The sequence below is a fragment of the Iodobacter sp. BJB302 genome, assembly GCF_002735645.1.
Lineage (GTDB): Bacteria > Pseudomonadota > Gammaproteobacteria > Burkholderiales > Chitinibacteraceae > Iodobacter.
Window position 1 is genome coordinate 1 of sequence record NZ_PDZG01000062.1, and the last position, 26889, is coordinate 26889.

29 protein-coding genes are annotated in these 26889 nt (G+C 50.3%); 7 read left to right on the plus strand and 22 right to left on the minus strand.

The genetic code is table 11. The features are described from left to right. Positions 1-57: 57 nt before the first annotated feature. From CSQ88_RS17085 to CSQ88_RS17180, 20 genes are all read right to left on the minus strand, one after another. Positions 58-780 carry an SGNH/GDSL hydrolase family protein gene (locus tag CSQ88_RS17085; RefSeq protein ID WP_099399298.1) on the minus strand — a complete coding sequence of 241 codons (723 nt, stop codon included), beginning with the start codon at positions 778-780 and terminating at the stop codon, positions 58-60. 114 nt (positions 781-894) lie between these two features. Continuing rightward, complete coding sequence (aac(6'), locus tag CSQ88_RS17090) at positions 895-1335, minus strand: aminoglycoside 6'-N-acetyltransferase (protein WP_099399323.1); 441 nt, start codon at positions 1333-1335, stop codon at positions 895-897. Between the two features lie 197 nt (positions 1336-1532). Then, positions 1533-2051: a hypothetical protein gene (locus tag CSQ88_RS17095; RefSeq protein WP_099399299.1), complete on the minus strand. Its 519-nt coding sequence runs from the start codon at positions 2049-2051 to the stop codon at positions 1533-1535. After that, positions 2048-3061, minus strand: coding sequence for an ATP-binding protein (locus tag CSQ88_RS17100; RefSeq protein WP_099399300.1), 1014 nt, complete (start codon positions 3059-3061; stop codon positions 2048-2050). Before CSQ88_RS17100 ends, CSQ88_RS17095 begins: the two co-directional genes overlap by 4 nt. 632 nt (positions 3062-3693) lie before the next feature. After that, positions 3694-5337 carry a DUF4041 domain-containing protein gene (locus CSQ88_RS17105; RefSeq protein ID WP_099399301.1) on the minus strand — a complete coding sequence of 548 codons (1644 nt, stop codon included), beginning with the start codon at positions 5335-5337 and terminating at the stop codon, positions 3694-3696. Between the two features lies 1 nt (position 5338). Then, the gene (locus CSQ88_RS17110) at positions 5339-5797 is read right to left on the minus strand and encodes a hypothetical protein (RefSeq protein WP_099399302.1); all 459 of its coding nucleotides are present in this window, start codon (positions 5795-5797) and stop codon (positions 5339-5341) included. Between the two features lie 444 nt (positions 5798-6241). Then, complete coding sequence (locus tag CSQ88_RS17115) at positions 6242-7861, minus strand: glycosyltransferase family 39 protein (RefSeq protein WP_099399303.1); 1620 nt, start codon at positions 7859-7861, stop codon at positions 6242-6244. Then, positions 7858-8466 carry a flavin prenyltransferase UbiX gene (locus CSQ88_RS17120; RefSeq protein ID WP_046351720.1) on the minus strand — a complete coding sequence of 203 codons (609 nt, stop codon included), beginning with the start codon at positions 8464-8466 and terminating at the stop codon, positions 7858-7860. The genes CSQ88_RS17115 and CSQ88_RS17120 overlap by 4 nt, the downstream gene beginning before the upstream one ends. A 533-nt stretch (positions 8467-8999) precedes the next feature. Continuing rightward, positions 9000-9524, minus strand: a complete 525-nt coding sequence (locus CSQ88_RS17125) for a Gx transporter family protein (RefSeq protein ID WP_099399304.1) — start codon at positions 9522-9524, stop codon at positions 9000-9002. After that, a complete protein-coding gene (locus CSQ88_RS17130) occupies positions 9499-9858 on the minus strand; it encodes a NusG domain II-containing protein (protein ID WP_099399305.1) in 360 nt (119 codons plus the stop codon). Before CSQ88_RS17130 ends, CSQ88_RS17125 begins: the two co-directional genes overlap by 26 nt. 67 nt (positions 9859-9925) lie before the next feature. Beyond that, the gene (rapZ, locus tag CSQ88_RS17135; protein ID WP_099399306.1) at positions 9926-10774 is read right to left on the minus strand and encodes an RNase adapter RapZ; all 849 of its coding nucleotides are present in this window, start codon (positions 10772-10774) and stop codon (positions 9926-9928) included. After that, the gene (hprK, locus tag CSQ88_RS17140) at positions 10771-11715 is read right to left on the minus strand and encodes an HPr(Ser) kinase/phosphatase (protein WP_099399307.1); all 945 of its coding nucleotides are present in this window, start codon (positions 11713-11715) and stop codon (positions 10771-10773) included. Before hprK ends, rapZ begins: the two co-directional genes overlap by 4 nt. After that, positions 11696-12169, minus strand: coding sequence for a PTS sugar transporter subunit IIA (locus tag CSQ88_RS17145; RefSeq protein ID WP_099399308.1), 474 nt, complete (start codon positions 12167-12169; stop codon positions 11696-11698). Before CSQ88_RS17145 ends, hprK begins: the two co-directional genes overlap by 20 nt. Positions 12170-12274: 105 nt before the next feature. Next, complete coding sequence (hpf, locus tag CSQ88_RS17150; protein WP_099399309.1) at positions 12275-12601, minus strand: ribosome hibernation-promoting factor, HPF/YfiA family; 327 nt, start codon at positions 12599-12601, stop codon at positions 12275-12277. 24 nt (positions 12602-12625) lie between these two features. After that, a complete protein-coding gene (locus CSQ88_RS17155) occupies positions 12626-13999 on the minus strand; it encodes an RNA polymerase factor sigma-54 (protein WP_099399310.1) in 1374 nt (457 codons plus the stop codon). After that, positions 14000-14725: an LPS export ABC transporter ATP-binding protein gene (gene lptB, locus CSQ88_RS17160; RefSeq protein WP_099399311.1), complete on the minus strand. Its 726-nt coding sequence runs from the start codon at positions 14723-14725 to the stop codon at positions 14000-14002. It lies immediately after the preceding gene. Continuing rightward, on the minus strand, positions 14722-15225 hold the full coding sequence (lptA, locus tag CSQ88_RS17165; protein ID WP_099399312.1) for a lipopolysaccharide transport periplasmic protein LptA: 504 nt from the start codon (positions 15223-15225) through the stop codon (positions 14722-14724). The genes lptB and lptA overlap by 4 nt, the downstream gene beginning before the upstream one ends. Then, entirely contained in the window at positions 15203-15781 is a 579-nt protein-coding gene (lptC, locus tag CSQ88_RS17170) for an LPS export ABC transporter periplasmic protein LptC (protein WP_099399313.1), read from the minus strand. Before lptC ends, lptA begins: the two co-directional genes overlap by 23 nt. Continuing rightward, positions 15781-16296, minus strand: coding sequence for an HAD family hydrolase (locus CSQ88_RS17175; RefSeq protein ID WP_099399314.1), 516 nt, complete (start codon positions 16294-16296; stop codon positions 15781-15783). The genes lptC and CSQ88_RS17175 overlap by 1 nt, the downstream gene beginning before the upstream one ends. A gap of 175 nt (positions 16297-16471) precedes the next feature. Further along, on the minus strand, positions 16472-17443 hold the full coding sequence (locus tag CSQ88_RS17180) for a KpsF/GutQ family sugar-phosphate isomerase (RefSeq protein WP_099399315.1): 972 nt from the start codon (positions 17441-17443) through the stop codon (positions 16472-16474). A gap of 357 nt (positions 17444-17800) precedes the next feature. Here CSQ88_RS17180 and CSQ88_RS17190 point away from each other — a divergent pair, with 357 nt between their 5' ends. Together CSQ88_RS17190 and CSQ88_RS17195 are read left to right on the plus strand one after the other, a co-directional pair. Continuing rightward, the gene (locus CSQ88_RS17190; protein ID WP_099399317.1) at positions 17801-19771 is read left to right on the plus strand and encodes a monovalent cation:proton antiporter family protein; all 1971 of its coding nucleotides are present in this window, start codon (positions 17801-17803) and stop codon (positions 19769-19771) included. Positions 19772-19945: 174 nt separating this feature from the next. Continuing rightward, positions 19946-21130 carry a M23 family metallopeptidase gene (locus CSQ88_RS17195; RefSeq protein ID WP_180273704.1) on the plus strand — a complete coding sequence of 395 codons (1185 nt, stop codon included), beginning with the start codon at positions 19946-19948 and terminating at the stop codon, positions 21128-21130. A gap of 50 nt (positions 21131-21180) precedes the next feature. On the opposite strand, the gene CSQ88_RS17200 is transcribed toward CSQ88_RS17195, so the two are convergent. Next, positions 21181-22332 (minus strand): Do family serine endopeptidase, encoded by a 1152-nt coding sequence (locus tag CSQ88_RS17200; protein WP_099399324.1) that lies wholly within the window; start codon positions 22330-22332, stop codon positions 21181-21183. 22 nt (positions 22333-22354) lie between these two features. Here CSQ88_RS17200 and CSQ88_RS17205 point away from each other — a divergent pair, with 22 nt between their 5' ends. The 5 genes from CSQ88_RS17205 to CSQ88_RS17225 all read left to right on the plus strand — a co-directional run bounded on the left by CSQ88_RS17205 (position 22355) and on the right by CSQ88_RS17225 (position 26322). Then, a complete protein-coding gene (locus CSQ88_RS17205; RefSeq protein WP_218963134.1) occupies positions 22355-23107 on the plus strand; it encodes a Nif3-like dinuclear metal center hexameric protein in 753 nt (250 codons plus the stop codon). Further along, positions 23107-23574, plus strand: a complete 468-nt coding sequence (locus CSQ88_RS17210; RefSeq protein WP_099399319.1) for a hypothetical protein — start codon at positions 23107-23109, stop codon at positions 23572-23574. The genes CSQ88_RS17205 and CSQ88_RS17210 overlap by 1 nt, the downstream gene beginning before the upstream one ends. Before the next feature lie 110 nt (positions 23575-23684). Beyond that, entirely contained in the window at positions 23685-24269 is a 585-nt protein-coding gene (petA, locus tag CSQ88_RS17215; RefSeq protein WP_099399320.1) for a ubiquinol-cytochrome c reductase iron-sulfur subunit, read from the plus strand. A gap of 10 nt (positions 24270-24279) precedes the next feature. Then, the gene (locus CSQ88_RS17220; protein ID WP_099399321.1) at positions 24280-25554 is read left to right on the plus strand and encodes a cytochrome bc complex cytochrome b subunit; all 1275 of its coding nucleotides are present in this window, start codon (positions 24280-24282) and stop codon (positions 25552-25554) included. Between the two features lie 12 nt (positions 25555-25566). Next, on the plus strand, positions 25567-26322 hold the full coding sequence (locus CSQ88_RS17225; protein ID WP_099399322.1) for a cytochrome c1: 756 nt from the start codon (positions 25567-25569) through the stop codon (positions 26320-26322). A gap of 145 nt (positions 26323-26467) precedes the next feature. Here the strand turns inward: CSQ88_RS17225 and CSQ88_RS17230 are convergent. After that, on the minus strand, positions 26468-26889 hold a 422-nt coding region (locus tag CSQ88_RS17230), incomplete at its 5' end, for an integrase core domain-containing protein (protein ID WP_143449505.1).

Below are 26889 nucleotides of genomic sequence, written 5' to 3' on the forward strand. Positions count from 1 at the left end.
CTCGGAACTGGAGCTGGCAAGATGAAGTGCAATTGAACCCCGACCGGGCTATTGAGCCTAAAACAAGCGAGGAATTACAGGTCGCTTAAATCGTAAAAACATCTCAACTATCTTGACAATTACCGAAGGCAACAACAGCCCACAACTTGGCGCTGCCTCATCAAACACACCCAGCGCACGGAATACGGTATGTGCCAGCAGGATATGCCCACAGGCATTGGGGTGGAAGGCATCGGCCATATAGACGGGCAACTTTGCGGCGAGGGTTTCCCACACGGCGGCATGGTCGATCAGGGGTACGGCCAGCTCTGCCGCCAGATTACGGATGGCCGCATTGTATTGGGGCAGCGTCAGCTCCCGCTCGGGGGCAAGCCCCGGCAACACGGGGGTAACCGTCTGCAAAATCACCTCGCCGCCCCAGCCCCGCACGGCGGAAATCATCGAGGCCAAATTGGCGCAAAACTCCTCCACCGGCACATGCTGCCCATCGGCCAGCCTGCTGTTGCAATCGTTCATTCCGGCCATCAGCAGCACTACATCCGGCTTGAAGCGCTCCACGCGCAGGGGGAAATGCTGCAGCATCTGCCGCGTGTTATGCCCGGAACACGCCGTATTGAGCATCACATCATCCGCCCGCCCCAGCTCAAAACGCAGCCGCTCGGTAAAGTGCTCACTAAAACAACGCGCCCCCGCCGTATGCAGCACGCCATGGGTAATGCTGTCGCCGTAAAACAGCCAGGTGCGCGGGGATGAGGATTGCAGCAGGCTAGGTAAAATCATGGCGATTTCCGTAAGTGCGTCAGTTTCTTAGTAAATAAGCAGCGGCGGCTGCTTTGATATCAGCGATCCGGCGGGGATTGATGTTTATGCAGGGCGTTTTAACAGAGGCCCGCATCAAAGCGCTTTTTTGAAGAAAACCACCCGCTCCGTTTCATTAAAACCAAGTGATTTATGCATGGCATGGCTTTGGGTGTTGTCTATTGCCGCATCAGAGGCAAATTCCTTACAACCATGCTCTTTGGCCCATTGCTCGGCGGCAGCAACCAGCTTGCCCGCGACGCCCCGCCGTCTTGCGCTGGGCTCAACATAAATGCCTTCAAGAAAAGCCACCGGCGAGGACTCCGTGCCATTTACATAATCGCCCCGCACGGCCAGCTCAATAAACCCAAGCGCCCTGCCTGATTGATCGTATTCCACAAATTGGGCAAAACGCTGCGGCGAAGCTAAAAACAACGCCATTTCTGCCAAGTGCTCAGCATTTGAGCAATCAGGCCAAAGCGCTGCCCGAAGATCAAGCCAGCCCGGCTGATTAAGAGATTTACAGGGAGTGATCATTTCAATACCTAAAAAGATGCAGGCCGCCATAGGCAAGGCCCAAAGGCATGAGGCGCATCGTTTTGTGGGGCGCCAATAAGCTCAGCGTGCGAGGTTTGCGTCGCTCAGCGATAGGTGCGCCATTCCATATGGCGTAATGCGTCAGGAAAGACTCCCAGACATATTAACGCCCTACAAATTCATTACGACTTACGGCCTTAACTAATTAATCCATAAGAACGAGCCATGACATCATTAATCACAGCAACCGAATTAGGCCTCAGCCCCAAGGTGCTTACAAGCGTTCTGAGTACTGAATTCAGGGCATCCTGTAAAGGGGGCAACCATTCCGATCGATGGTTGTTAATAACCAAAACCAACTTAAAATCTTCTTGCAGAGTCAATGATTTGAAACCATTCGGTAAATCTGTGACTGACTCGCGATGCCGATTCAATTTAGCGGACAGCACCAGATGCAGCGCATTACTGAGTTTCTGTCTGATTTCATCAATAAACGCATCAAATCCTGGTTGTGTTTCCGGCCTGGGAGAGGAACTTTTTGCTTCAACTAACCAGATAACACGCGGCTGGCCCTCTTTTTGTCTTATCAAGGCAAACTCAGCCATCATCACCTGCTTTTGAATACGCTGATAAATAGCCGATTTTTCTAGTTCAAAGCAATCATCAACGGAATATGGGCCAAATGACATACCAGATTCAATAATCGTTTTACTCATCCCAGCGTCAACTCCACTTCTTTTCGATACAAATCGATTGATGCCGCAATAATAGGATTATCTGGCATACCTTCTTGAAGATTATTGCTGTGCCACACACCATCTACCGAGGAAATGACCGGAATTGATAGCTGCTTTTCTTGCGCAAGGAGATACAGTTTTTTTATGACAAAATAAGAGTGGCTTGCAATAAAGAACTGAATTCCCTTTGCCGCTAATATACTAATAATTTCCAAAAGCTGTTCGATTGCAGTGGGATGCAAGGCAGACTCTGGTTCATCGATAAACACAATCGATTCAGGAGATAAGTAGCGATTGCCAAGTAAGGTATCCAGAATTGCTATTTTCTTTATTCCCTCTGCTGTTACGCCAATCTGAAACTTTTGATTTTTTTTGTTTTTAAACTGCCATGTTCTACTTATTGCATCAAATTCAATTTTCCCATCCAGAATTGTTTCTAATTGCGTTCTTGATTTAGAAAACACTGCATAATTTCTTCCTGCCGTAGTGCCATAAGTGAGCGCTTTAGCAAGCTCATAATAGGTATCATCAAAACCAAAATCTTTGTCCTGCTCTCGGCTTTTTAAAATAATATGCTGTAAGCTTAATACTTCTTTAGGTGGCAAAAATATTGAATTAGCCTCTCTAGGAGGCACATGATTTTCTATCGTAGCAATATGTTTGGTCGTATCTTTACCAAAAGAAAAACTAAAATTTCGTTGATCAACCGTGAGTTCACACGTTAAAGAACTTTGACTCTTCCTAACTAAATCACCAATCTTATCCTGTTGAAAAGTCCAATAAAGCTTATCCGCTAAAATTTCAGCAGCATTTCTTTGCTCTTGCCCACGCTTGTATTCTTCCAAGGTGCGAATACTGCTATAGATTGCCTTGAGTAAAAACGTTTTACCGGATCCATTCCCGCCAATAATCAAGTTAATGGTGCTCAGACTTGACCAACGCAGATTCATCGTCGGACCAAAATTATCAAGAGAAATTGTATTAATCATTTTTTACCTTTGGCTAGGGTCTGTTGACGTTTCATTCACGGCTGCGTTTGGCCCAGTTTTGGGGCTGAACAAGGAGAAAATTGCGACATGGTACGAGTACCATGAGCGATTTTTAACGCAGTTCCGCCCCAAAAATGGGTTAAACCCGAAGGGCTGAGCCGGAAAATGGCCATTCACTGCGTTATGCACCTCGACAATAAGCAGTTATTGCCTTCGCCCTCATGCCTTGTACCTGGCCGTTTTCCGGCTCAGCGCAATTGTGAATGAAACGTCAACAGACCCTAGGGAATTTTAAGCTTATTATCACGCTATTATTATTTAATATGCTTTAAATAGTAACTGGCTAACCCAACTATCGTACTTGGAGTCAGCCGTGACGAGCATGATGCATAATTACTCTGAGGCCTGTGGAGCCCAAACATTCCATTAACCCACGTATTAAACTCTATTGAGAGCAGAGTGCACTCAACCTCCTCGCATTCAATTGCCTCGCTAGCAAAAAACCGACAAACCTTGCAGGGCGGATTAGCCGCAGGCGTGACGCGATTCAGGCCTCGCGGTAAAAATCAAGTGTGCAACGCGGGTTGATAAAACTAACCCGCCATACAGGGCTTGGCTAAACTACCACGTTATCAGGCGTATTCGACGGGACGTAATGTACTTTGTAGGCGTTTTGATTCGTAATATTCTTCAGCTAGCGCAGTAGTTTTAAAGTCGGCGTCAAGACCTGCAATCTTCTCAACAGCTCGCTTCACATCTTCCAGATCCACCCTAAAAAACTCCTTACGCATGTTCACTGCGTTAACGCGCTGACGAGAAAACTCACGATGTAGCGCAGTTTCGAGCAAGGGGGCATCATCAACATAAATCATTGCATGTACATCAAATCGGAATGGGACACTGGCATCTCCGAGTTCTTTCACTCGATCCATCGGATCTAATCGGCGGGTAAGCCCAATCTTATAGACATCCTCCCCAAAAGAACCAACATTGCTAATGACGTAAACATGACCTTTTCGAGTCTGTTCAGCCATACTCTTAGCCCGTTCATTTCGTTGCTCAGCATCTTGAAGTAAACTTTCTAACTCAAGAATTCGAAGATCCGCCATCGCTTTCTCTTCAGCAGAGGCGTTACTAAGGTCTGCTCTCGCCTTGAGAAGCATCTCTCTGTATATACGTTCTTCTTTCTCCGACTGAGCAATCGCTGCCTCATATTCACGGATAACTTTTTGCTCTTCGCGAATTTGTTCCCTAATCAGCCGCTGCTCGTCCTGCTCCTCTTGTCTTTTGAGGGAGAACTGATATTGAAGTGTGCACTCTTCAAACTTTAATTCGACGTAACTAAGATTGAATCCACAATGCAGAGTAACTGCATTTTTCTCCATCACATTTGCGAGCTTTTCAATACGATCAAGTGTCCGTACGTAGCTACTCGGGTTTACTTTTTCGATCAAGAAATCACACTCGATATTAAAAGCAGTGAGCATTAGCTTGATCTGACCATCTAGGATCTTTTTATCCCGAGCACCATCCGCCGTGATTTGTACTGACAACGGAACTGTAATTGCTTCTCCAGCGTTTATTAATGCTTTTTGTTTCTGACGTACTCTTGAGATTTCAACGGTATATCTATCAGAAGTTTCAAATAAGTAATCGGGCATCTCGTAGAAGCCGTTATCGACAAATTCCTCAACTCGGCTGTAAAGGTCGATTTTTGAGATCAAGTCATGTAGCTGAACTGAGCTAGTGGTAATACGCTCTCCTACTTGAAGGATGTCCCGCTCTAATCTAACCAATTCGGTTTTTTTGACGCGAATCGACTCAAGCAGAACAACTTCCTGTCCTTTTAAAGCTTGCAGTGCCGCAGTGTCATTGCTAACGCTTTCATACTCAGCCCTAACCTTATGCAGCTTTTCAGACTCCGCTAGGATAGTTTGCTCAACACTGGTTTTATGCTCTTGTAGCACCTGTAACGCGGACTCCGATTCAGCGCGTGTCGCAATAGCAGCCTTATTTCTTTCTGAGGCTTTCGTAGTTTCGCTATTGAGGTCTTGAAGTTCATCTTGCTTACTCTTTAAACTTCCCTCTAGCTCACTTAATGCCCTTTGGCCTCGAGTTAAATCACTCTTAGTTTGTTCTAGCGTCGCACTTTGCAGTTTTATTGCATCTTCCAAGCCCCTGTATTTTCCAACCTTCGCGTCCGCAGCCTTCTTTGTAAAATACCAAGTCCCGATTACTGCTAGAACAGCAATTACGACTACCAGAGTTAAATTCATATTACCGTACCCATTTATTAACAAACATGTTTTTAAGCGTTACTCGGGCTTCGCATCGCTGCCTGTACGCAGTCACTTCGGCTTCCCAATTAGCTTTTACCTTGGCCTTTTCGGCTAGGATTCTTTCTGCCCGCAAAGCTTTCTGGTTCTGCTCATGCCGTTTTTTATTTTCTGCAACAACACGTACCCGTTCCCGCTCATTCTGCTCCTGAACCTTACTCCGCTCCGCCAGTGCTCTCAGCCGCTGCTTTTCAGCTTCGGCCTGCTGCTTATTCAATAGTGCCTGCCGTCTTAGTCGTTCTCTCTGGGCTGCATGCTCTGCTTTTTCCCGCTCGCGGTTAAGCCGCACAAACTCTTTTTCGCTTTGTGCACGCCTCCGAGCGGCATCCCTGGCTGCAGCACGATTTGCTCGATCAATCGCTTTTGCTACCTTAACGACTGAGGTTAATAAATTAGCCATTTATCTTCCCTCAAATTTTTCACAGTACACATTAATATTTCGCCACAATTATATGTCATTTAGCTTTCGATAAAATTCACTAAATGTAATTATTTGCTTAGGCAAGTTTCATCTGCCCAAGCAGTTGCACTACGTAATTAGATTGTTGGTCTGATAAAGCGTTAGCCCAACCTACCTTACTTTCTATTTCCAAACATAGCGTTAAGGAAATCCTGTAAAGCGGGTTAGCCGCAGACGCAACCCGCCTTACAAGTTGGGCGATAAAGGTAAGTTAGCTTAGCGGGATTGATAAAACTAAGTGGTGCTAAGGGGCTGGACATCGCAAAAATAATACGATGCTTTAAAATGCCCACCCCCTATTCAGCAGAGTTTTCACATTATTCGCACAGTACAAAACTAAGCAACTAAAACAGAATAATATCAGCAAACAGTAAGCATAATTTATTATCTCTTACGCCAAACACTAAACTCCTCACCCTTATCCGTCGCTCTGGTGGTTTTTTTCAACAGCTTATATTCGCCAATATTCGCAGGCATGGTTCTGCCCTGGATTAATAGCTGCGGGCATTCTTTGCCCCGGCCTATTTCAAAGCGCTCTACCCGCATGCCGGTGTAGTAGTGGAAGTTGCCTCTTTCGTGTTCCCCTAGGCCAAAGCTGGCCAGGCACTGAGTTTTGTCCAGTTGGCTGGCTAAATCCAGCATCATGGGTTTATAGCTTTTGCTGTAATTTAAGCCGGGCAGCAGCAGGCTGAAGACGAGACCATAGCTCATGACCAGCACGGCCAGCCAGCGCACTGCGCCCTGGTGTTTGCTCCAGGCTGGCGCTCGCCAGGCCAGATTCCACACGATGATGGTGAGTGCTAGGGCAAACAGCACAGTCAGCCAGTTTGGCTTTTCTGCAAAGCCCGGTAAGAAATGCAGCAGGCGGGCTTGCAAGGGCAGGCCAAAGTAGAGCGCGGCCCAAGCCCACCACAGTAAAAGCGCACTGACGGCCACTAAGTACAGGGCGACAAGACCAAGGCGGCGCTCAAAGGCTGCAGGCACGCTGGATGCTTGCGCGCCCATCCATACCGCAAACGCCACCACGGCAGGCACGGCGTATAGCTCCATCGAGGTTTTAGCCAGGGACAAGATGGTGTAGGTCAGCAGGCAAAGCAGCGCTGCCGGGGCGGCGTTTTTAAACGCATCTAGGCGTTGCCTAAAGAATAAAACCGGCAGGTAGAGGATAAGCGGGAAGGCGTGCCAGGGCAGGATCTTCAGGTAAAAGCCACGCTCGTATTCTGGGCCAAGGTTATTCTCGCCCAAGAAGCGCCCAAGATTATTCACCCAAAACCAGGTATGAAATAACTCGGGCGAGGCCAGCCATAAGCGCCAAGGCCAGATCAGCCACCAGGGCAGTGCAGCCAGCAGAGCGATGCTCAGCGTCAGTAAATAGGCTTTGTGACGGAAAGTGCGATCAAAAACCGGCAGCAGCAGAGCCGCCAAACCCAGGCAACCCGGGCCTAGCAGGCCCTTGGTTAAGAAAGCCATTCCCCAAGCCGTGCCCATCAAAATACCACTGAAGAGTGGCCGCAGCGGGAAGACAGAGAAGGCATAAAGGGCTAAGGCAAAACTGGCAAATAAGGCGCTATCGGTCAGAATATGATGGCCGTTACCGACCAGGCCCAGCGTGCCTGCCAGCAAAATGGCGGTGAGCCATGCTGCTTGTGATGGATTATTTGCGCGGCTGCGGGCAGCAAATTGCCCTGCGGCCAAGGCGGCAAAAATAAAGGTCAGCGCAATATAAAATGCCGCAGCCAGCCTTGCTGCCGCGTGCACAGGCAGCCATGTAAAGATATAGCGAGAGAAGCCCGCTGCCGTCCAGAAAAACAGCGGCGGTTTTTCCATAAAAGGCTCGCCAGACAGCATCGGCACCAGCCAGTTATCCCGCAGCGTGTATTCATAAACCAGCCCAAGGATATAGCTTTCGTCGGGCTTCCAGGGGTCATGCGGGGCAAACGAGGGCCAGAACCACAACGCCAGCAGGGCAAAGCAGCACCACTTCCAGTTAACTCTAAAACTCATCCCTTATCCCCCCAGCGCTGCATCAGCTGATGTGGGATTTGGAACTGATCCAATATCCTTGCCACCACAAAATCGACTAAATCGGCGATGGTTTTAGGGTGGTGATAAAAGCCCGGATTAGGCGGCAGAATCACCACGCCCAGCCTTGCCAGCTTGAGCATATTCTCCAGATGCAGCACCGAAAAAGGTGCTTCACGTGGAACAACCACTAATTTTTTGCCTTCCTTAATCATCACATCCGCAGCGCGCTCTAATAAATTATCCGAAGCGCCCACCGCAATCGCCGATAAAGCGCCCATGGTGCAGGGGCAAACAATCATGCCGTCACCGGGATTAGAGCCGGATGCCATAGGGGCAAACCATTCCTGCTGGCCAAAAACTTGCAGCTTTGATTCATCCGTAACGCCATAGCGCTGGCGAAAAAGCACCGCCAGATCGGCCGCGCGCGAAGGCCAGGTTTCATCCAGCTCTTGCTTAGCCACAATTTGCGCCGCCTGGGTATAGAGCACATGCACAGTGCAGCCTGCCGCCAGCAAGCATTCCAGCGTACGCAGGCCATAAGGCAGGCCGGATGCGCCGGTAAAAGCCAATGTTATTGTTTTCATTTGAAACCTATTAAAACGGTGTAATACCTAAAGGTCTGTTGATACAGACTCAGGGTCAAAAACAGAAAGTGAAGAGAATTTAATCAATGGATACTTATAACACTTGAGTATTGCTGTAGGACGGGTGTAACCCGCCGTTTTCCGAATATTACAGACATAAATCTGGCGGATTTCACACCATATGTGCCAACCGTTTTTTTTTCATCAGCAAACAACGAAAAAACATTATATCCACGCTCTTGGCACAGGGCTTTTACCCTCCCCTGAAAACACGCCGAGCGAGGAACAAGCGGGGTGGAGAAGTCGTCAATTCGTGTTTGAGCGAAGCGAGTTGAATTGACGCCACCTCGATTGTCCGCAGCGAGGAGATGTCGTGTTTTAGGGGCGGCCTTCTTTCGCTTCCTTTCTTGGCCGCGCAAGAAAGGAAGGTCCAGCGGGACGCCCGCACCTAAACCAACGTACCGAAGGCACTTAGATCTCTTACTTTACCTAGAGCGTAAGAGATTTAACCGCCCTAATTTCTATGAACATCTTCACTCATTCGTCAGCAACTTCGCTGCAATCACCCCGTTTACCACACCAAATACCAATGCCGCAGCTGCAAACAAGGGCACTAAATGGATGATGCCATTGTGTGGAATCAGCCACAGCCTGGCTAATAACAGCTGCCCGGCCATATGGGCAAAGGCGGCGGCAAGAGAATGCGAAACTGGCCCGAACCAGCGCCTGGGCAAATTATTTGCTGCCGCCAGGGCCAGCAGGCTGCATAAGCCACCCATCAGGCTCATGGCAAAGCCAGGGGATAGAAATCCTCCGATGACAATACCACTGCCGATGATTCTGAGCATGGAAATCCATGCGGCATCCCGCCAGCCAAAACGCCAGAGCGCAATCAGGGTAATGATATTAGCCAGCCCCGGCTTGATGCCCGGTATGGGCGAGGGAATACCTGCCTCCAGCACCGACAGCGCAATCGCCAGCGCGGCATAGCGGGCAATACGTACATCGTCGGGGCTTGGCTTGATGCGGATTTCAGTAACTGAGGCTGTCGATTTCATAAGGGCGCGAGCCTAAAAGCTCGATGCTGATCCGGTTAGGCAGGCAAATCGCCATCTGGCCAGCCTGATCCAGCCAGCCGATGCGCACACAATACTGGCGCGGGCAGGGATCACTGCTAATCCGCACCCGGCCCGATTTTACTTCTACAGAAGTCAGCCCTAGGGGGCCTGCCACCTGCAAGGTGCGCTCTGCGTTTAGATCCAGCTCGGCAAAGACTTTGCCTGCCTGATAGATACGCACCCGCGTGGCACTATCCTGCCGCCAGCTCCAAAAACCCAGATACACCACAAAAGCCAGTGCCACGATGGCAAACGGCCAGTCGCCTGGCCGCATTGCTTGATTATTCCTTCTCCCCCTGCCGTCTGAGGGGCCAGAGGGAACACCTGCGGTGCTTTTGGTTTCAGGCATGCTGCTCACGGTGTCTGAGCAAGACCTGCCTGTGCGCTGCAAAGTGTTTGGCTAATTGCTCTGCCAGATACACCGAGCGATGCTGGCCACCAGTGCAGCCAATCGCTACCGTGATATAGCTGCGGTTATCGGCATCAAATTCTGGCAGCCAGGACTCCATAAAGGTTTTGATATGGGCGAGAAAACGCCCTACCACGGCTTGCCGCTCCAGAAAGTCCATCACCGGCTGATCTTTACCTGTTAGCGGGCGCAAAGCTTTATCGTAATAGGGGTTAGGCAGGCAGCGGGCATCAAATACAAAATCCGCATCCATAGGCAAGCCGTGCTTAAAGCCAAACGATTCAAAAATCACAGTAAGCCTGGAGCGATCCAGCGCTACAAACTGCCTGATCCAGCTGCGCAGCTGATTAGCCGATAAATCACTGGTATCAATGCGATGGGCAACGGCCAAGAAATCCGCCAGCATTTCACGCTCTAAAGCAATGGCTTCGCTTACCGTTAATGAATCACCAGAAAGCGGGTGGCTGCGCCTTGTTTCTGAAAAGCGCTTCACCAGCGTTTCGTTATTTGCTTCCAGAAACAGCATTTGCACTTCCAGCCCAAGCTCCATCAGGGCTTCCAGATGATTGGGGAAGCTGGCAAAGTTATGGGCGCTGCGTACGTCTACTGAAATAGCGACATTGGGGTAGCCATCTTCATCCAGCAAAGCCACCGTTTGCGGCAGCAAGGGTGCTGGCAGATTATCAATACAAAAATAACCCAGGTCTTCCAAAGCTTTCAGCGCAACGCTTTTTCCTGCCCCTGATAAGCCAGACAGTAAAATTAGCTGCTGCTTACTCATTCGCCCATCTCCATAAACTTTTGGTGTCTTTCAATAAACTCACGCGTGGAGTCTATACCGCGTAATTGCAAAATATAATTTCTAACCGCAGCTTCAACCAATACCGCTAAATTTCGACCAGCCGCCACAGGAATCACCAGCTTGCGAATCGGCACGCCCAAGATATCCTGCGTGGCGGCCTGCATTTGCAATCTGTCCATCGGGGCGACTTTCTCGCCGCCTGCCTTAGCCAGATGCATAATCAGCTTCAGCGTTTTACGCGGCCTGACGGCGGTTTCACCGAAAATAGTACGGATATTCAGCACGCCAATCCCGCGTACTTCCAGAAAATCTCGCAGCATGGGCGGGCAGCGCCCTTCCAGCGTTTCGGGGTTGGTGCGATAAACCTCAACCACATCATCTGCCACAAGGCCATGGCCGCGTGAAATCAGCTCCAGCGCCAGCTCGCTTTTACCCATAGAGGATTCGCCGGTCAGCAATACGCCGACTTCCAGCACATCCAGAAACACCCCGTGCAGATGCGTGGAAACCGCCAGTGCCTTCGAGAGGTAGTAGCGCAGTACATCCATCAGATAGGGGGATTGCTCGGGAGAGGTGAGCAGCGGCACATGAAAACGCTCGGAGGCTTCGCGCAGGCAATCGCCCACAATCTGCCCGTTGGCCACAATCACCGCCGCCATTTCATTTGAAAACAAGCGGGCGAGAGATTCTCTTTGGGCTTCAACGCTAAGCTGCAGCAGATAAACCGTTTCTGCCACCCCAAGCACCTGAATGCGGTTGGGGTGGATAAAATTCAGGTGGCCAACCAGAGATAAAGTCGGTTTTTGCTCCGACGCATCATTAGATAACAGATTATTCGCACCCGATTGCCCTGCTACCCATGTGAGCCGCAGTTTTTCGGCGTTATCAATAAAAAGTTGTCTAACTGAAATCTGTGGCATAAGGCTCCCAAGTGCTGATTAACTTCCAGATCTGGCCTGGCTCTGTTGCTGCCAGCAAGCTCTCCCGCAGGACTTTATCCGAGAATAACTGAGCAAGTTCTGACAAAATTTGCAGATGTAAATCAGTAGCGTGGGCCGGCACAAGCAATACAAACACTAAAGAAACAGGCTTGCCATCAGGCGCATCATAAGGAATAGCCTCATTCAGGCGCACAAAAGCACCTGTCGCTTCTTTTAATCCTTTAATCCGGCCATGCGGAATGGCAACGCCCTGACCTAAGCCTGTGGAGCCTAGTTTCTCACGGGCAAAGAGGCTGTCAAAAATAACGCTGCGGGCAATACCGTGGCTATTTTCAAACAAAATACCGACTTGTTCGAAAATACGTTTTTTGCTGCCAACTTCCATATCAAGGAAGACATTTCCACTAGGCAGTATTTGGGCGATCAAGCTCATTGTAGACAGACCAAAACAAGGACGACACCTATTGTAGCGCCGTCGTTTAAAAACAAAAACGGGAACCTGAGTATTCCGGTTCCCGCTAAGATGAGAAATGTCGCTTTATTCAGCGGCAGGCTGATGCTGTTTAATGGACTCGTTACGGTGATCCATCGATTTTTCTTTGTGTTTTACAACCTGTCGGTCCAGCTTATCAGCCAGTAAATCAATGGCTGCATACATATTCTCATCCGCTGCTTCTACATGGATATCGCGGCCGCGAACATGAACGGTGGCTTCAACCTGATGTTGCAGTTTCTCCACGGAGAGGATGACATTAACGTCAATCACATTATCAAAGTGCCGGATGACCCTTTCCATTTTGCTGTTTACATACTCGCGGATAGATGGGGTCACTTCAAGATGATGGCCACTGATATTCAAATTCATAGGGTTACTCCTTCCGTTGGGGCCTTACAAACTTTTGCGCTGACTTACTGGGTAAATCTGCAACGCCTCACGGTATTTGGCAACTGTACGACGCGCTACCACAATACCCTGAGCGGATAATGCTTCTGCCAATACGCTATCACTTAAAGGTTTTTTCTTATCTTCTTGCTGCACCATCTGCCTGATCAATGCTTTGATCGCTGTAGCAGAACACTCTCCCCCGGCATCCGTATCCACATGGCTGCCAAAGAAAAACTTAAATTCATACAGGCCACGCGGTGTGAGCATATATTTTTGCGTGGTCACCCTGGAAATAGTCGACTCATGCAAATCCAGCTCTTCGGCGATGTCCCTGAGTACCAGGGGGCGCATCGCGACTTCACCGTGTTCAAAAAATGCCCGCTGCCGCTCTACAATCGCTGTTGCTACCCGCAAAATAGTATCAAAACGCTGCTGCACACTTTTCACTAACCAGCGCGCTTCTTGTAACTCGCGTGCTAAATGCCCGCCATCGCCTTTTTGTAAGATATCTGCATAAAGGCGGTTTACCCGTAATTTTGGCATCGAGGCATCGTGTAATCTGACACGCCAAACGCCTCTTACTTTTTGCACAATCACATCAGGGCTTACATATCTGGGTGATGCTGCAGACCATTGCGCACTCGGTCTGGGGTTTAAACTTACAATCAATTCTTGCGCGGCTTTTAACTCAGCATCCTCGCATTTAAAGGCTCTTTTAAGCTTAGTGTAGTCCCGTCCGGCTAATAAATCGAGCGAATTCTGGGCAATTTTTAACGCTAATTCTCTTGCGGCACTTGCAGGTTTCTGGCGCAGTTGTAAGCACAAACAATCTGCAGTATCCCTTGCCCCCACCCCTAACGGCTCTAAGTGCTGTAAGCGAATCAAAGCAATCTTTAAGTCATCAAGTTCGAGCTCATAATCTTGGATAAGTTCCTCTGGCAGCTGCGAAAAGACATCTTCTAAGGATTGAGAAAGAAAGCCTTCATCATCCAGCGCCTCAATCAGCATCATTAACAAGGATTTATCCCGGTGCGACAAGGGCAATAAGCCGGCTTGTTGCAAAAGATGCTCCCGCAAATCTAAATCACGGGCAATATTGCTGGCAGGATCGAAATCTTCATCGTCATCCGATCCGCCATGGCCCGTTCCTTCCCAGCGCAAACCATCGTCTTCGCCCATTTCCCACTGAGGCTCGGGCTGCTCTGCCTCGCCTGCGGCAGCTTCCTCGCCCCGCTCCAGCAGCGGATTTTCACTTAAATACTGTTCAAGCTCTTGCTGAAACTCAAGGGTAGAAAGTTGCAGCAGCTTAATGGCCTGCTGCAACTGAGGAGTAAGATTAAGTTGCTGGGATAACCGCAGCTGCAGGGTTTGTTTCATTTACATACGGAAATGTTCACCGAGATACACCCGACGCACACTTTCATTTTCAACAATATCTTTCGGAGCACCTGACGCCATTACCGCACCTTCGGAAATGATGTAAGCGCGATCGCAAATACCAAGGGTTTCCCGCACATTGTGGTCAGTGATCAAAACACCGATTCCTCTTTGCTTTAAAAAACCAATAATACGTTGAATATCCATCACGGCAATCGGGTCTACCCCTGCAAATGGCTCATCAAGCAAGATAAACCGCGGGTTAGCAGCCAAAGCTCTGGCAATTTCTACCCGGCGCCGCTCGCCCCCTGATAAACCCATTGCACCTGCATCGCGCAAATGTGCGATATGTAAATCATGCAAAAGCTCATCTAAGCGGGCGTTCATTTCTTCGCGGTTTTTACAATGCAGTTCAAGCACCGCAGTGATATTTTGCGCCACTGTCATTTTACGAAAGATAGACGCTTCCTGTGGCAAATACCCCAAACCACGCCGCGCCCGCTGATGAATGGGTAAATGGCCAATATCCTCGCCATCCAGCGTAATACGCCCGCCATTCATGGCCACGAGGCCAACAAGCATATAGAAACTGGTGGTTTTGCCTGCGCCGTTTGGGCCCAGCAAACCCACTACTTCGCCACTGGAAATCTCCATAGTGACATCACGCACTACGGTTCTTTTGCCGTAACGTTTTTCCAGCTGTTCAGCACGTAAAGAGCTGGTCATGGGGCTGGTGCCTTTTTCGGTGTAATCACGATATTCACGCGCCCATTGCCTTCAGGCTTACTTTGCGCCTGATAGGCTTCATTGTTCAGATCGTAGGTAATCACATCACTGTAGATTTGATCTTCCCCACGTTTGACCCATGCTTTGTCCATAAGTTTAAGAATGCCAGTATGACCATCGTAATCAAAGCGTTGCGCTTCGGCATCTACCCAATCATTACCACCATCCATTTTCTGCCGGAAACGCACTGGTGCGCCGTTGCCTGCAACAAACTGGTTGCCCGCCTCATCCTGCCGTACAGTCAGCTTATCAGCACGGATACTGAGCGTGCCCTGAGTCAGCACCACATTTTTGGTACAGACGCTGGCCTGTGTTTTTTGATTCATTACACAATTTGCAGCCTCAATATTGATCTTTTTTTCGCGGTCTGCTTTTTCTGCATATGCAGAGCCTGCCAGCAACATGAGTAATACAACTTTAACGGGTACGAATCGGCTCATAGCTCATCCTGACTTTAGATTTAAGTTCCAGCGTTTCAGCCTTGGAATCAGCAATAAAACCAACTGACTCAATAACATACGTGCCCATTTTTGCAATTGCAGGCGCTTCAGAGCTTGCGAGACCAGCCTGTGGCAAGACATGCATATCGCGCCCATTAATGGTGAGCTCTGCCTGTGTGCCGCTGGCCGCTCTGACCATGGTTACTACACCGGGGAACCACACATCAGTCCCCTGATTCACTGATTTAGCCCGCTCACCATGTACATCCAGGCGGGGCTGATCCGGCGCGGTATAGCGCAGCTGCGGTTTTTCCAGCCACGTAATATCACCGGCAGGTAAATGCGAAACATGAGTCGCCGTCAATAAAGACAATGGCTGCCCGTTTTCTCCGAAACGAACGGCCATAGCTTTATCAACCAGCATATCAGGCTGATCTGAATTAATTGCCACAGTTGAGCCGGGCATACTTGCCGCCCTGTCCAGCAGCCAAGTCAGGCTGCCCAACAAAACAACAAGGGCCAAAGGCAGCAGACGGGTTGTACCGGGCACTGCCATCAGGCGAGGTAAGGCGCCATGGCGGCATCAAGCGTGCCCTGAGCCTGCATCAGATACTCGCAGACTTCCCTTACCGCACCACGCCCACCCGGGCTGCCTGTAATGTAATGCGCGTGCTTGCGTACCAGCTCCGGAGAATCAGGCACGGCTACAGCAAAGGCCACCCGCCGCATCACGGGTATATCAATGACATCGTCGCCCATATAACCACAGGCGTCTTTGCTCACACCCGCAGCCAGCAGCAAATCTTCATAGCTGGCGCGCTTATCGTGCGCCCCCTGATAGAGGTAATCAACGCCCAGATCTTTAGCCCGCTTTTCAACTAATTTTGAAGTACGGCCAGTAATAATGGCCAGTTTTACCCCGCTTGCGCGCAGCATTTTCAGCCCATGGCCATCTAATGAATTAAACGCCTTCAGCTCTTCACCGGCATCGGTGTAGTACAAACTGCCATCGGTCATTACGCCATCAACGTCAAAAATCATTAAACGCACTGCTTTGGCCATATCGGTCATTATTCTGTCTCTCAATATTTTTACTCGTAAGGTATTGCAAACAGTCACCGGCAAAAAGCAGAAACCCGCATTTCATAAAGAGTAAATGAGGGCTTCCAGGGCTTTTTTCTATGTGCAATTAGCACAATGCCAGCCGCAACCAAAATATGCAGTCAGTTTGCAACAGCCTTCCATTTTAAACTACACGGGCACGCAGCAGGTCATGCATATTAATGGCACCAATCAGGCGGCCCTCTTCCAGCACCAGTAAGCCATTGACCCGGCGGGCATCCATTTGCTGCACAGCTTCAGCGGCCAGCTTGCTTGCCTCTATCGTGGCAGGCTTAAGCGTCATCACTGTAGAAACCTTGGTATCTCTCACATCTACGCCCAGATCAAGCGCGCGGCGCAGATCACCATCGGTGAAAATGCCTGCCAATTTACCTTCAGCATCCACCACGGCGGTCATGCCCATGCCTTTTTTGCTGATTTCCAGCAGAGCATCACGCAGCAAAACGTCCTGCTGCACCACGGGCAACTCATCACCGGTATGCATTAAATCACGGACCAGCACCAGTAAGCGCCTGCCTAAACTGCCACCGGGGTGCGAAAGCGCAAAGTCTTCGGCCTGAAAACCACGCGCTTCCAGCAAAGCCACCGCCAGCGCATCACCCAGAGCAAGGGCTGCTGTTGTGCTGGCTGTAGGCGCCAAATTCAAGGGGCATGCCTCCTGTGATACGCCCGAATCAAGATGAACAGTCGCTTGCTTACTTAGAGTAGATTCAGCATTCCCTGTCATGGCAATCAAAGGAATAGCCAAGCGTTTCAGGCTGGGTAATAAAGCAATTACTTCATCACTTTCACCCGAGTTCGACAACGCCAGCACCACATCGCTGCGGGTAATCATACCCAAATCGCCATGTGCAGCTTCAGAAGGATGGACAAAAAAAGCAGGTGTGCCGGTACTTGCCATGGTGGCAGCAATTTTTTTGGCAATATGTCCCGATTTGCCAATGCCAATCACGATAACCCGCCCATGGCAGGAAAGAATCAGCTCGCACGCTTTAACAAACTGATCATTAATTCGCCCGGCCAGTGCGAAAACAGCTTCAGCCTCAACCCGCAGTACGCTGCGCGCGCACCCGAGGATAAATTCAGCATTTTTCATATGCGCGAAAGTATAAGAGAAGCAGCCCCTCTCCCGCCACCTGCGTCTGCTGGCAATATGCCAATCAGGATCAATAAATACGGTGGTTTATACGTTTAAGGTCAATTTGCAATAGAACTTCACAATAAAATCAGGCTAAGATCTGCAATGAAAAAATCATAAGCCACCTGCCATACTAAATCTGTGGCAACAAGAACGCTCAGCTGATTTACACAATTGCCCTTACCCGCCGCTTTGGCTGGCAAACATGTGGAAAACCACCTTGTACGGTATTTTCCCTTCAGCACACGAAAACAAACAGGCTGCCCGGATGTAATCCTCAGCATTTTGTCTGCAAGCGATAAACTTACTCTGCCTATGTCCATCCATCTGTCCTCTTTATTGCTCCTGCTTGCTGCTGCCGTTCTGACGGTTGTGCTGTGCCGTCGCCTGAAGCTTCCCGCCATGCTGGGCTACCTGCTGGTGGGCTTACTGATTGGCCCGCACGCCTTGGGCTTTATTGCCAGCAGTAATGAGGCAACACACCTTGCAGAGTTTGGTGTGGTGTTTCTGATGTTTACACTGGGGCTGGAATTCAACCTGGCGCGCCTGAATGCAATGCGCCGCATTGTATTTGGCCTGGGGCTGATGCAAGTCAGTGCCATGCTGCTCACCGTGATGGGGATTTGCTTTTTTGCAGGCATGGATTGGAAAGTGGGGCTGGCCCTGGGCGGCGTGCTCTCCATGTCATCCACCGCCATGGCATCCAAACTGCTGGCCGACCGTAACGAGCTGCATTCTCCGCACGGGCAAAACGCGATCGGCATTTTGCTGTTTCAAGACTTAGCCGTTGTGCCCTTCCTGGTCATGATTCCGGTACTGAGCCTGCCCGGCAGCGAGCTGCTGATGGCGCTTGGGCTGGCGGCGGTAAAGATTCTGGTGGTCTTATTGGTTTTGCTCTACTTCGGGCAAAAGCTGATGCGCCCCTGGTTTAATATTGTGGCCAGACAGCACTCCAGCGAGCTGTTTATGCTTAACCTGCTCCTTGTCACGCTAGGCATTGCCTGGATCACCGAGCTGGCCGGTTTGTCCCTTGCCCTCGGGGCTTTTCTGGCAGGCATGCTGATTGCCGAAACAGATTTTCGCTATCAGGTTGAGGACGACGTACGCCCTTTCCGGGACTTGCTGCTCGGGCTGTTTTTTGTCACGGTAGGGATGAATTTAGATTACACGGTACTGCTTGCCCAATGGTGGCGGGTGCTGCTGGTGCTGTCTCTGCTGGGGCCAGGAAAAATCCTGATGATTGCCGCGCTCTCCCGCTTGTTTGGCAGCACACCCGGCGCAGCATGGCGCACGGGCTTTACAATAGGCCAGGGCGGCGAATTTGCTTTTGTTATGCTGGCTTTAGCTTCTAAAAGCGCCCTGCTGTCTGAAGATATTTTACAAACCACCATTGCCGGCATTGTTTTATCCATGCTGATTACGCCATTTTTAATTCAGCACTCAGATAAATTAGTACTGCGTCTTGCGCGTTCAGAGTGGATGAACTTAGCGGCCAATCTGCACCAGATTGCCGTGCGCAGCATGCAGCAGCATGGCCATGTTATTTTGTGTGGCTATGGCCGCAGCGGCCAGTCTTTAGCCCGGGTTTTAAGCCAGGAAAACATTGGTTTTTTTGCGCTGGATTTAGACCCGGACATGGTGCGTGAAGCCTCTGCAGCCGGTGATTCCGTGGTTTATGGCGATGCAGCCAAGCGGGAAGTATTAATTGCTGCAGGCTTAATGCGGGCCAGCGCCATTGTTGTCACCTACGCCGAAACCCATTCGGCCATGCAGATTTTAGAAATCGTGCACTCAATCCGCCCGGAGCTGCCCGTTGTTATCCGTACCCAGGACGACAGCGATATCGATCAGCTCAAAAATGCCGGGGCCACCGAAGTGGTCGCCGAGATCATGGAGGGCAGCCTGATGCTGGCCTCGCACACCCTGATGCTGCTTGGCGTGCCTTTGAATAAAGTGGTCCACCGCGTACGCGAAGTACGGGAAGCACGCTACCAGTTGCTTCGCGGCTTTTATCGTGGAGTAAGCGAAGATGCTGACGACAGCGAACGCCCGCAGCCGCGCTTACACACCATCTACCTTGCCAATGATGCTGCGGCCGTGGGCCAGCATCTGGGCGAGCTGAAACTCGAAAACCTGAATATTGAAGTTCGCAGCGTACGCCGCCGCAATATGCCCCCCACACAGCCCGACACCAGTTTTGAATTACATGCCGGAGATATTCTGGTGATATTAGGAGAAAGCGATAATCTGGCGGCGGCCGAAATGCGTTTGCTGCAGGGCAATTAAAAAAACACTAACGCTTAATATACAGCAGGTTACACCACAAAGGATTTGACTTACACAAAAAGAAAGCTGACCATGGCACCCGCATGCCTGCTTTACAAAAGCAGAAATGCAAAGCCTGGTGGCGGACTAAAACACCATTTAGGCCGCTGCTGCATCCTTACCAAGGAGGTCTGTATGCGTCGTCATCGCCTTACCCTGCTTGCCTTACTCTCTGCCACACTCTTCAGCCAAGCCCCGGCGGCTGAAATCCCCCCTGAGCTGCAAAAAGCAGCCAGCAACGCCATGCTGCTGCAGTTGCAGCCCCCAACCCAGCAGGGCGTTCTGGTCGAAATCCAGAAATCACTCGCCGACCCGCGCTGGATACTTGGCAGCGCCACCCTGATCCTGCCCTCGCACCTTGATGAAGTTCCTGAAACGCGCTTTTTTATGGCGCAATACACCGCAAATAACTGGCAGGTGGCCATTGAAGGCAGCGCAGAATATGTGCAGCTTCTGGAGCAAGCGCCAGGCGCACTTTTTGCCCCCAATGAAAGAAAACTTCTGCTGCAGGCCCACAGCGTTAATCAGCGGCTAAAACGCAGTGCACCACTGGCAGAAATACAAACAGGCCTTGGCCTGCCATGGGCAGAAGGCAGTGCATGGCGACTGACGGGCGGCCCGCACGGCGACGATCAAACCAGCCGGCCTTTTAATTCTCTGGATTTTGCAGGGGGCAACGGCCGGGTACTCGCGCCCCGCGACGGGCTGATTTATCAAAGCTGCCTGCGTAATGGCAGCGGGCTGATTACCCTTGTCCACGACAACGGCTTCAGCAGCAGCTATTACCATATGGAAAACCTGACAAATCTGAGCAATGGGGCAGCAGTCAGCAAAGGCACTTATCTGGGAAAAATCGGCATGGGCCTGCCTTGCGGCGGTTCAACAACAGGGCCTCATGTCCACTTTGCCCTTAAACAAGGCAGCAATAAAACACCGGTCGATGGCAAAGTCATTGGTGGTTGGTTGTTCCGCGAAGGCAGTGCCCCCTATCAGGGCTACGCATCGCGTAATGGGAATCGCGTCAATGTTGGTGGCGAGCTGAATAACTTTGGCGGTGGCAACTCGCTGCCTTCTGGTGTGATTACGCCCAAAAGTGGTGACAGCTACGTTAATTTGCGCCAATCACCCTCTTTAAGCGCCGCCATCACAGGAAGTTTGCAAAAAGGAGAAACGGCCTCCATTGTTTGCAGCGCTCAGGGCGACTGGGTAGATGGCGTATGGGGGCGCACCCGCCTATGGAACCGCCTGACGGCAGGCAGCTGGATCAGCGATGGCTTTATTGATACCGGCAGCAATCAGGCTGTTGCACCGCCTTGCTGACAACTTAAAAAAAATCCACGCCGCGGCGTGGATTTTTTTCCCTGCAAAGCCTAACGACGATTATTAAACTTAGGCCTTTTGCCTAATTTCACAGGCAAGACGACAGGCTTGCCACGGCGAAATACTTCCATTTCTACCTCTTCATCAGGCTTGAATGCTGCAATCAGATTCAGCATTCCCGATGCATTACGGACTTCTGAGCCGCCAATTTTAAGTAAAACATCGCCAGGCTTCAGGCCTGCTCTGTCGGCAGGACCGCCACGTACTACGCCTGCAATCAGTGCGCCCTTTGCTTCATCCAGGCGAAAAGACGCCGCCAGCTCTGGCGTGACTTCCTGCATCTCTACCCCCAGCCAGCCACGAGTTACGCTGCCGTCTTTAATCAGCGCATCCATAATTTGCCGGATGGTTGATGCAGGAATAGCAAAACCAATCCCCAGGGAGCCCCCTGTTCTGGAATAAATTGCGGTATTGATTCCCACCAAATTACCCTTGGTATCGATCAAAGCGCCGCCAGAATTACCGGGATTAATCGGGGCATCAGTCTGAATAAAGTTTTCAAAGGTATTGATACCCAGCTCGGAGCGCCCTAAAGCAGAGATAATCCCCATCGTAACGGTTTGCCCCACGCCAAATGGGTTACCAATGGCCAGCACAACGTCACCGATTTCTGCCTTACTTGCATCTGCAAAAGTAATGGCAGGTAAACGATCCAGCTCAATTTTAATCACCGCCAGATCCGTATCAGGATCGGCACCAATTAATTTAGCCGTTGCAGTGCGGCCATCCGATAAAGCCACTTCAATTTCATCGGCCGACTCCACCACATGATTATTGGTGATGATATAGCCCTGCTCAGACACAATTACCCCTGATCCCAGGCTTGAAGCACGCTGCTCTTCCCCTCCCAGGCGATCGCCTAAAAAGCGCCGGAAGCGCGGATCATTGAGCAAAGGCGGCAGCGGGGTCTTTACTTCCTTAGCAGTGTAGATATTTACCACCGAAGGCATAGCTCGCTTTGCGGCAGGGCTGTATGACGCCACAGCAGGCGCAGAAGCCACTTCTGTATGGCTTTGCTGCACAGTCACCACAGGCGCGGGCGCAGGGGGCTGAAGCAAATCAGGGCGAAGTAAGGACAATAGAAACCAGACAGCAAGACCTGCTGTTGTAGTTTGTGCGAAAATTAACCAAAGTTTTTTCATGTTTTCCAAGGCGCTGTTGAATATGCCCATAGCACGACAAGATCTAGAAAATTATATCGGACAACTGCTGCTCGTAGACACTTGGCGTGACTACTGCCCAAATGGGCTGCAAATTGAAGGCCGTCCGGACATACAGCGTATCGTCACCGGGGTGACTGCATCCCAAGCATTGATTGATGCAGCGATCGATTTAAATGCGGATGCCCTGCTCGTTCATCACGGCTTCTTCTGGAAAGGTGAAAACGCCTGCATAACCCGCACCAAGAAGGCCCGCATCGCCAAATTGCTGGCGAACGACGTTAATTTATTCGCCTATCATCTTCCTCTTGATGCTCATCCCACACTGGGAAATAACGCCCAACTGGGAGAAAAATTAGGCCTTACAGGCACCCATCGTTTTGGTGATCAGAAACTGGGCTGGCTGGGCGAGCTGGAAAAACCGCTCACATTGGCAGAATTTACACTACAAATTGATGCGCAATTACAACGCTCCCCGCTGGTAATTGGCCCGGCGGAGCAATTAATCAAACGCGTTGCCTGGTGCACCGGCGGAGCTCAAAGCTTTTTTCACGAAGCGGCGCAATTAGAGATTGATTGCTTTATAACGGGTGAAGCCTCTGAATTTGTCACCCATCTGGCTAGGGAAAGCGGAGTGAGCTATATCGCCGCAGGCCATCACGCCACAGAACGCTATGGCATCGAAGCATTAGGCAAGCACCTGGCCAGCCAATACGGGCTGGAACATATTCATCTTGACCAAGCGAACCCCGTCTAATGAAACGTTTTTTACTCTCTCTGGCCACCCTGGCCCTGCTTTCAGCCTGTGCCAGCGCCCCTCAGAGTACGGGCGCCAATCAGGCCAAACCCCCTGTCACTATTCAGCAAAACCCAGTAAATACACCAGAAACAACAGACAGCCAGACCAGCATCCTGATTAAAGACAGGCCAGCGCGAGCGATCTTTGACGATATCGTGGTCTATCGTAAACAAAAAGGCATGCAGCTCAAACGCAGAACGGCCCAGCGTTTAGAATTCAGTATGCAAATTCCTAATGTCACCCAGGCAACCGAGGCCAGAATGAGTTATATCCTTGCCCCGCTCGATGGAGGCTGGCAGCTTTCGGCCAGAGTCTGGCAAATTACTGCACCCGGAACGGCACGCGAAAGTGTCAGTGAAATTACATCGGCTGTCGCCGATAAAATACATGAAGAATTACAGACTTACGCCCGTTCTAAGCCCTAACTAGGGGCACGGGCAAGAAAGATTATCGAAGACATGCGCGCAAAGCTTTAAGTTCCCCTGTCGTTTCAGGTAGAATTTGGTGGTTTTAGCCGTCAATCAGGGATTGGGTTATGAGTGACCAGCAAGTAGATAACAGCAAACGGCGATTCCTGCTGATCGCCACGGGCGTTGCCGGTGCGGTAGCAGGGGCGGGTGTAGCAACGCCTTTTATCGCCAGTTTTTTTCCTTCAGAGCGGGCCAAGGCTGCGGGTGCACCCGTAGAATTGGACATCAGTAAGCTTGAACTGGGCCAACAAGTGACCACCGAATGGCGGGGTAAGCCGGTTTGGGTTGTGAAACGCACACCCGAAATGCTGGCTAACTTACCAAAGCTCGACGGCAAACTGACAGACCCAACATCAGCTGCCAGTGAGCAACCAGAATACTGCAACAACGCTGCCCGTTCGATTAAACCCGAAATCTGGGTTGCACTTGGCGTCTGTACACACTTGGGCTGTTCGCCAACCTTCCGCCCTGATCTGGCTCCGGCCGATTTAGGTCCGGAATGGCTGGGTGGCTTCTATTGCCCATGTCATGGCTCCAAATTCGACCTCGCTGGCCGCGTCTATTCCGGCGTTCCGGCACCGAAAAACCTCGTCATTCCACCGCACAAATATATTACAGAAGCGCGGTTGTTGATTGGCGACGATAAATAGAGGCTGACCCATGAGCAAAGCACAAGAGATGGGCCAGCAGGCCCTCAACTGGGTGGATGAGCGTTTTCCGCTGACCTCCACCTGGAAAGCACACATTTCCGAATACTACGCACCAAAAAACTTTAACTTCTGGTACTTCTTCGGCTCCCTAGCGATGCTGGTACTGGTGATTCAGATTGTCACCGGTATTTTCCTCACCATGAACTACAAGCCGGATGGTTCTTTAATTCCGGGTACCAATATCTCGGTGGCATTTGCCTCGGTTGAATACATCATGCGTGATGTGGCAGGCGGCTGGCTGATTCGCTATATGCACTCCACTGGCGCATCAATGTTCTTCGTCGTGGTTTACCTGCACATGTTCCGCGGCCTGATTTATGGTTCTTACCAGAAGCCACGCGAGCTAATCTGGGTATTCGGCATGATGATTTACCTCTGTCTGATGGCCGAAGCCTTCCTGGGTTACCTCTTGCCTTGGGGCCAGATGTCATTCTGGGGTGCGCAGGTTATTGTTAACTTGTTCAGCTCTATCCCTGTAATTGGCCCAGATTTATCTGTGCTGATTCGTGGCGACTTTGTGGTGTCTGACGCTACACTGAACCGCTTCTTTGCACTGCATGTGATTGCACTGCCGCTGGTATTACTGGCGCTGGTTGTTGCTCACTTGGTCGCCTTGCACGAAGTAGGTTCAAACAACCCGGATGGCGTAGAAATTAAGAAAAAGAAAGACCCTAAGACTGGCATTCCACTCGACGGCATTCCTTTCCACCCTTACTACACCGTGAAAGATATTTTTGGTGTTTCAGTATTCCTGGCCGTATTCAGCGCGATTATCTTCTTTGCGCCGGAAATGGGCGGTTACTTCCTTGAGCACCCGAACTTTGATCCGGCTGATGCACTGAAAACCCCTGCGCATATTGCACCGGTATGGTACTTCACTCCGTTTTACGCCATCTTGCGCGCAGTGCCTTCTTTTGCAGGTACCCAAGTTTGGGGTGTTATCGCGATGGGTGTCGCCACCATGATTATTGCAGCGCTGCCTTGGCTGGATAAATCCCCGGTGAAATCGATCCGCTACCGTGGTCCGATTTACAAAACCATGCTGACTCTGTTTGTGATTGCCTTTATCGGCCTTGGTATCCTTGGCGCATTGCCTTCGACCAATGTCCGCACTGTGATCGCACAGATTCTTTCCGTGGTTTATTTTGCCTTCTTCTTTGGTATGCCTGTCTATACCAAGATGGACAAAACCAAGCCGGTTCCTGACCGCGTAACGATGCACTAAGGGGAGGACAACATGAAAAAAATACTCAATACACTGCTGTTCGCCCTTTTGGCCAGCGTTAGCTTTGGCAGCCAGGCCAATACCGAAGTGCATCTGGATAAAGCGCCGATTAATCTGCGCGATACCGAAAGCCTGCAGCGTGGTGCGCAAACCTTCGCGAACTACTGCTTGTCCTGCCACGGTGCCGTAGCCATGCGCTACAACCGCCTGCAAGACATCGGTCTGACCGAAGACCAGATCAAAGCCAATCTGATGTTCCCTACTGAAAAAGTAGGTGATTTGATGAAGGTGTCGATGCAAGCCAAAGACGCCAAGGTTTGGTTTGGTGCAACGCCGCCTGATTTGTCGGTTATTTCACGCTCACGCGGTGCAGATTACCTCTATACCTATCTGCGCAGCTTTTACCGTGATGACACCCGCCCTACCGGCTGGAACAACCTGACTTTTGATAAAGTCGGTATGCCCAACGTATTGTGGGACTTACAAGGTCAGCAGGAATTAGAAGTTAAAAAAGAAGGCGAGCACGAACACAAAGCGCTCAAGCTCGTTAAACCAGGCAGCCTGACCAAAACTGCAGAAAATGGCGCATTCGATCAAGCCGAATTCGACCACCGCGTTGCAGATCTGGTGAACTATATGGTTTATATGGGTGAGCCAGCTCAGGTTAAACGCGAGCAAATAGGTTATGGCGTATTGCTGTTCCTATTATTCTTTTTAATTCCCATCAGCTATATGCTGAAAAAAGAATACTGGCGTGATGTTCACTAGACGCATTTAGTATTAAAAAAAGCGATAAGGTTTCCTTATCGCTTTTTTTATGCCCGCAATCTACAGCAGTAAACCTCCCATTTCCAAATTCCCCCATTCCTGACACGGTAATCCCCCCATTTCTAAGCTCACTTAAAAGTAGAGGTCAGGGATGTAATGCCAGTTTTTGTTTCGGGGTGATGCCGCCCAATCCCATGTGCGGGCGCTCGTTATTGTAAGTCCAAAGCCATTGCGTTGCAGTTTCTTGCACTTCGGCAAGGCTTTCAAAATCATCGCAAGCCAGCCATTCATAACGTACGGTGCGATTATAGCGCTCAATATATGCATTTTGCTGTGGATTGCCAGGCTGAATATAAGCCAATTCAATCGATTGTTGCTCTGCCCAATTCTTTAGCAGATGGCTAATATATTCAGGGCCATTATCGGATCTGATTCGCTTGGGCTTGCCGCGCCATTCAATGATTTGATTCAAGCTGCGTATTACGCGCTCTGCCGGCAAAGAGAAATCAACTTCAATACCTAATCCTTCCCGATTAAAATCATCAATCACATTAAATAAGCGAATGC

Coding starts and splice junctions, on each gene's coding strand:
- CSQ88_RS17210 (WP_099399319.1), top strand. CDS start 23,107: ATGAAACGTTTTTTACTCTCTCTGGCCACCCTGGCCCTGCTTTCAGCC.
- lptB (WP_099399311.1), bottom strand. CDS start 14,725: ATGACCAGCTCTTTACGTGCTGAACAGCTGGAAAAACGTTACGGCAAA.
- CSQ88_RS17175 (WP_099399314.1), bottom strand. CDS start 16,296: ATGACCGATATGGCCAAAGCAGTGCGTTTAATGATTTTTGACGTTGAT.
- CSQ88_RS17100 (WP_099399300.1), bottom strand. CDS start 3,061: ATGATTAATACAATTTCTCTTGATAATTTTGGTCCGACGATGAATCTG.
- CSQ88_RS17190 (WP_099399317.1), top strand. CDS start 17,801: ATGTCCATCCATCTGTCCTCTTTATTGCTCCTGCTTGCTGCTGCCGTT.
- hpf (WP_099399309.1), bottom strand. CDS start 12,601: ATGAATTTGAATATCAGTGGCCATCATCTTGAAGTGACCCCATCTATC.
- CSQ88_RS17195 (WP_180273704.1), top strand. CDS start 19,946: ATGCGTCGTCATCGCCTTACCCTGCTTGCCTTACTCTCTGCCACACTC.
- petA (WP_099399320.1), top strand. CDS start 23,685: ATGAGTGACCAGCAAGTAGATAACAGCAAACGGCGATTCCTGCTGATC.
- CSQ88_RS17180 (WP_099399315.1), bottom strand. CDS start 17,443: ATGAAAAATGCTGAATTTATCCTCGGGTGCGCGCGCAGCGTACTGCGG.
- CSQ88_RS17225 (WP_099399322.1), top strand. CDS start 25,567: ATGAAAAAAATACTCAATACACTGCTGTTCGCCCTTTTGGCCAGCGTT.
- CSQ88_RS17085 (WP_099399298.1), bottom strand. CDS start 780: ATGATTTTACCTAGCCTGCTGCAATCCTCATCCCCGCGCACCTGGCTG.
- CSQ88_RS17220 (WP_099399321.1), top strand. CDS start 24,280: ATGAGCAAAGCACAAGAGATGGGCCAGCAGGCCCTCAACTGGGTGGAT.
- CSQ88_RS17105 (WP_099399301.1), bottom strand. CDS start 5,337: ATGAATTTAACTCTGGTAGTCGTAATTGCTGTTCTAGCAGTAATCGGG.
- CSQ88_RS17130 (WP_099399305.1), bottom strand. CDS start 9,858: ATGCGGCCAGGCGACTGGCCGTTTGCCATCGTGGCACTGGCTTTTGTG.
- rapZ (WP_099399306.1), bottom strand. CDS start 10,774: ATGAGTAAGCAGCAGCTAATTTTACTGTCTGGCTTATCAGGGGCAGGA.
- CSQ88_RS17115 (WP_099399303.1), bottom strand. CDS start 7,861: ATGAGTTTTAGAGTTAACTGGAAGTGGTGCTGCTTTGCCCTGCTGGCG.
- CSQ88_RS17095 (WP_099399299.1), bottom strand. CDS start 2,051: ATGAGTAAAACGATTATTGAATCTGGTATGTCATTTGGCCCATATTCC.
- hprK (WP_099399307.1), bottom strand. CDS start 11,715: ATGCCACAGATTTCAGTTAGACAACTTTTTATTGATAACGCCGAAAAA.
- lptA (WP_099399312.1), bottom strand. CDS start 15,225: ATGAGCCGATTCGTACCCGTTAAAGTTGTATTACTCATGTTGCTGGCA.
- CSQ88_RS17110 (WP_099399302.1), bottom strand. CDS start 5,797: ATGGCTAATTTATTAACCTCAGTCGTTAAGGTAGCAAAAGCGATTGAT.
- CSQ88_RS17145 (WP_099399308.1), bottom strand. CDS start 12,169: ATGAGCTTGATCGCCCAAATACTGCCTAGTGGAAATGTCTTCCTTGAT.
- CSQ88_RS17155 (WP_099399310.1), bottom strand. CDS start 13,999: ATGAAACAAACCCTGCAGCTGCGGTTATCCCAGCAACTTAATCTTACT.
- CSQ88_RS17120 (WP_046351720.1), bottom strand. CDS start 8,466: ATGAAAACAATAACATTGGCTTTTACCGGCGCATCCGGCCTGCCTTAT.
- CSQ88_RS17205 (WP_218963134.1), top strand. CDS start 22,355: ATGCCCATAGCACGACAAGATCTAGAAAATTATATCGGACAACTGCTG.
- lptC (WP_099399313.1), bottom strand. CDS start 15,781: ATGGCAGTGCCCGGTACAACCCGTCTGCTGCCTTTGGCCCTTGTTGTT.
- CSQ88_RS17200 (WP_099399324.1), bottom strand. CDS start 22,332: ATGAAAAAACTTTGGTTAATTTTCGCACAAACTACAACAGCAGGTCTT.
- CSQ88_RS17125 (WP_099399304.1), bottom strand. CDS start 9,524: ATGAAATCGACAGCCTCAGTTACTGAAATCCGCATCAAGCCAAGCCCC.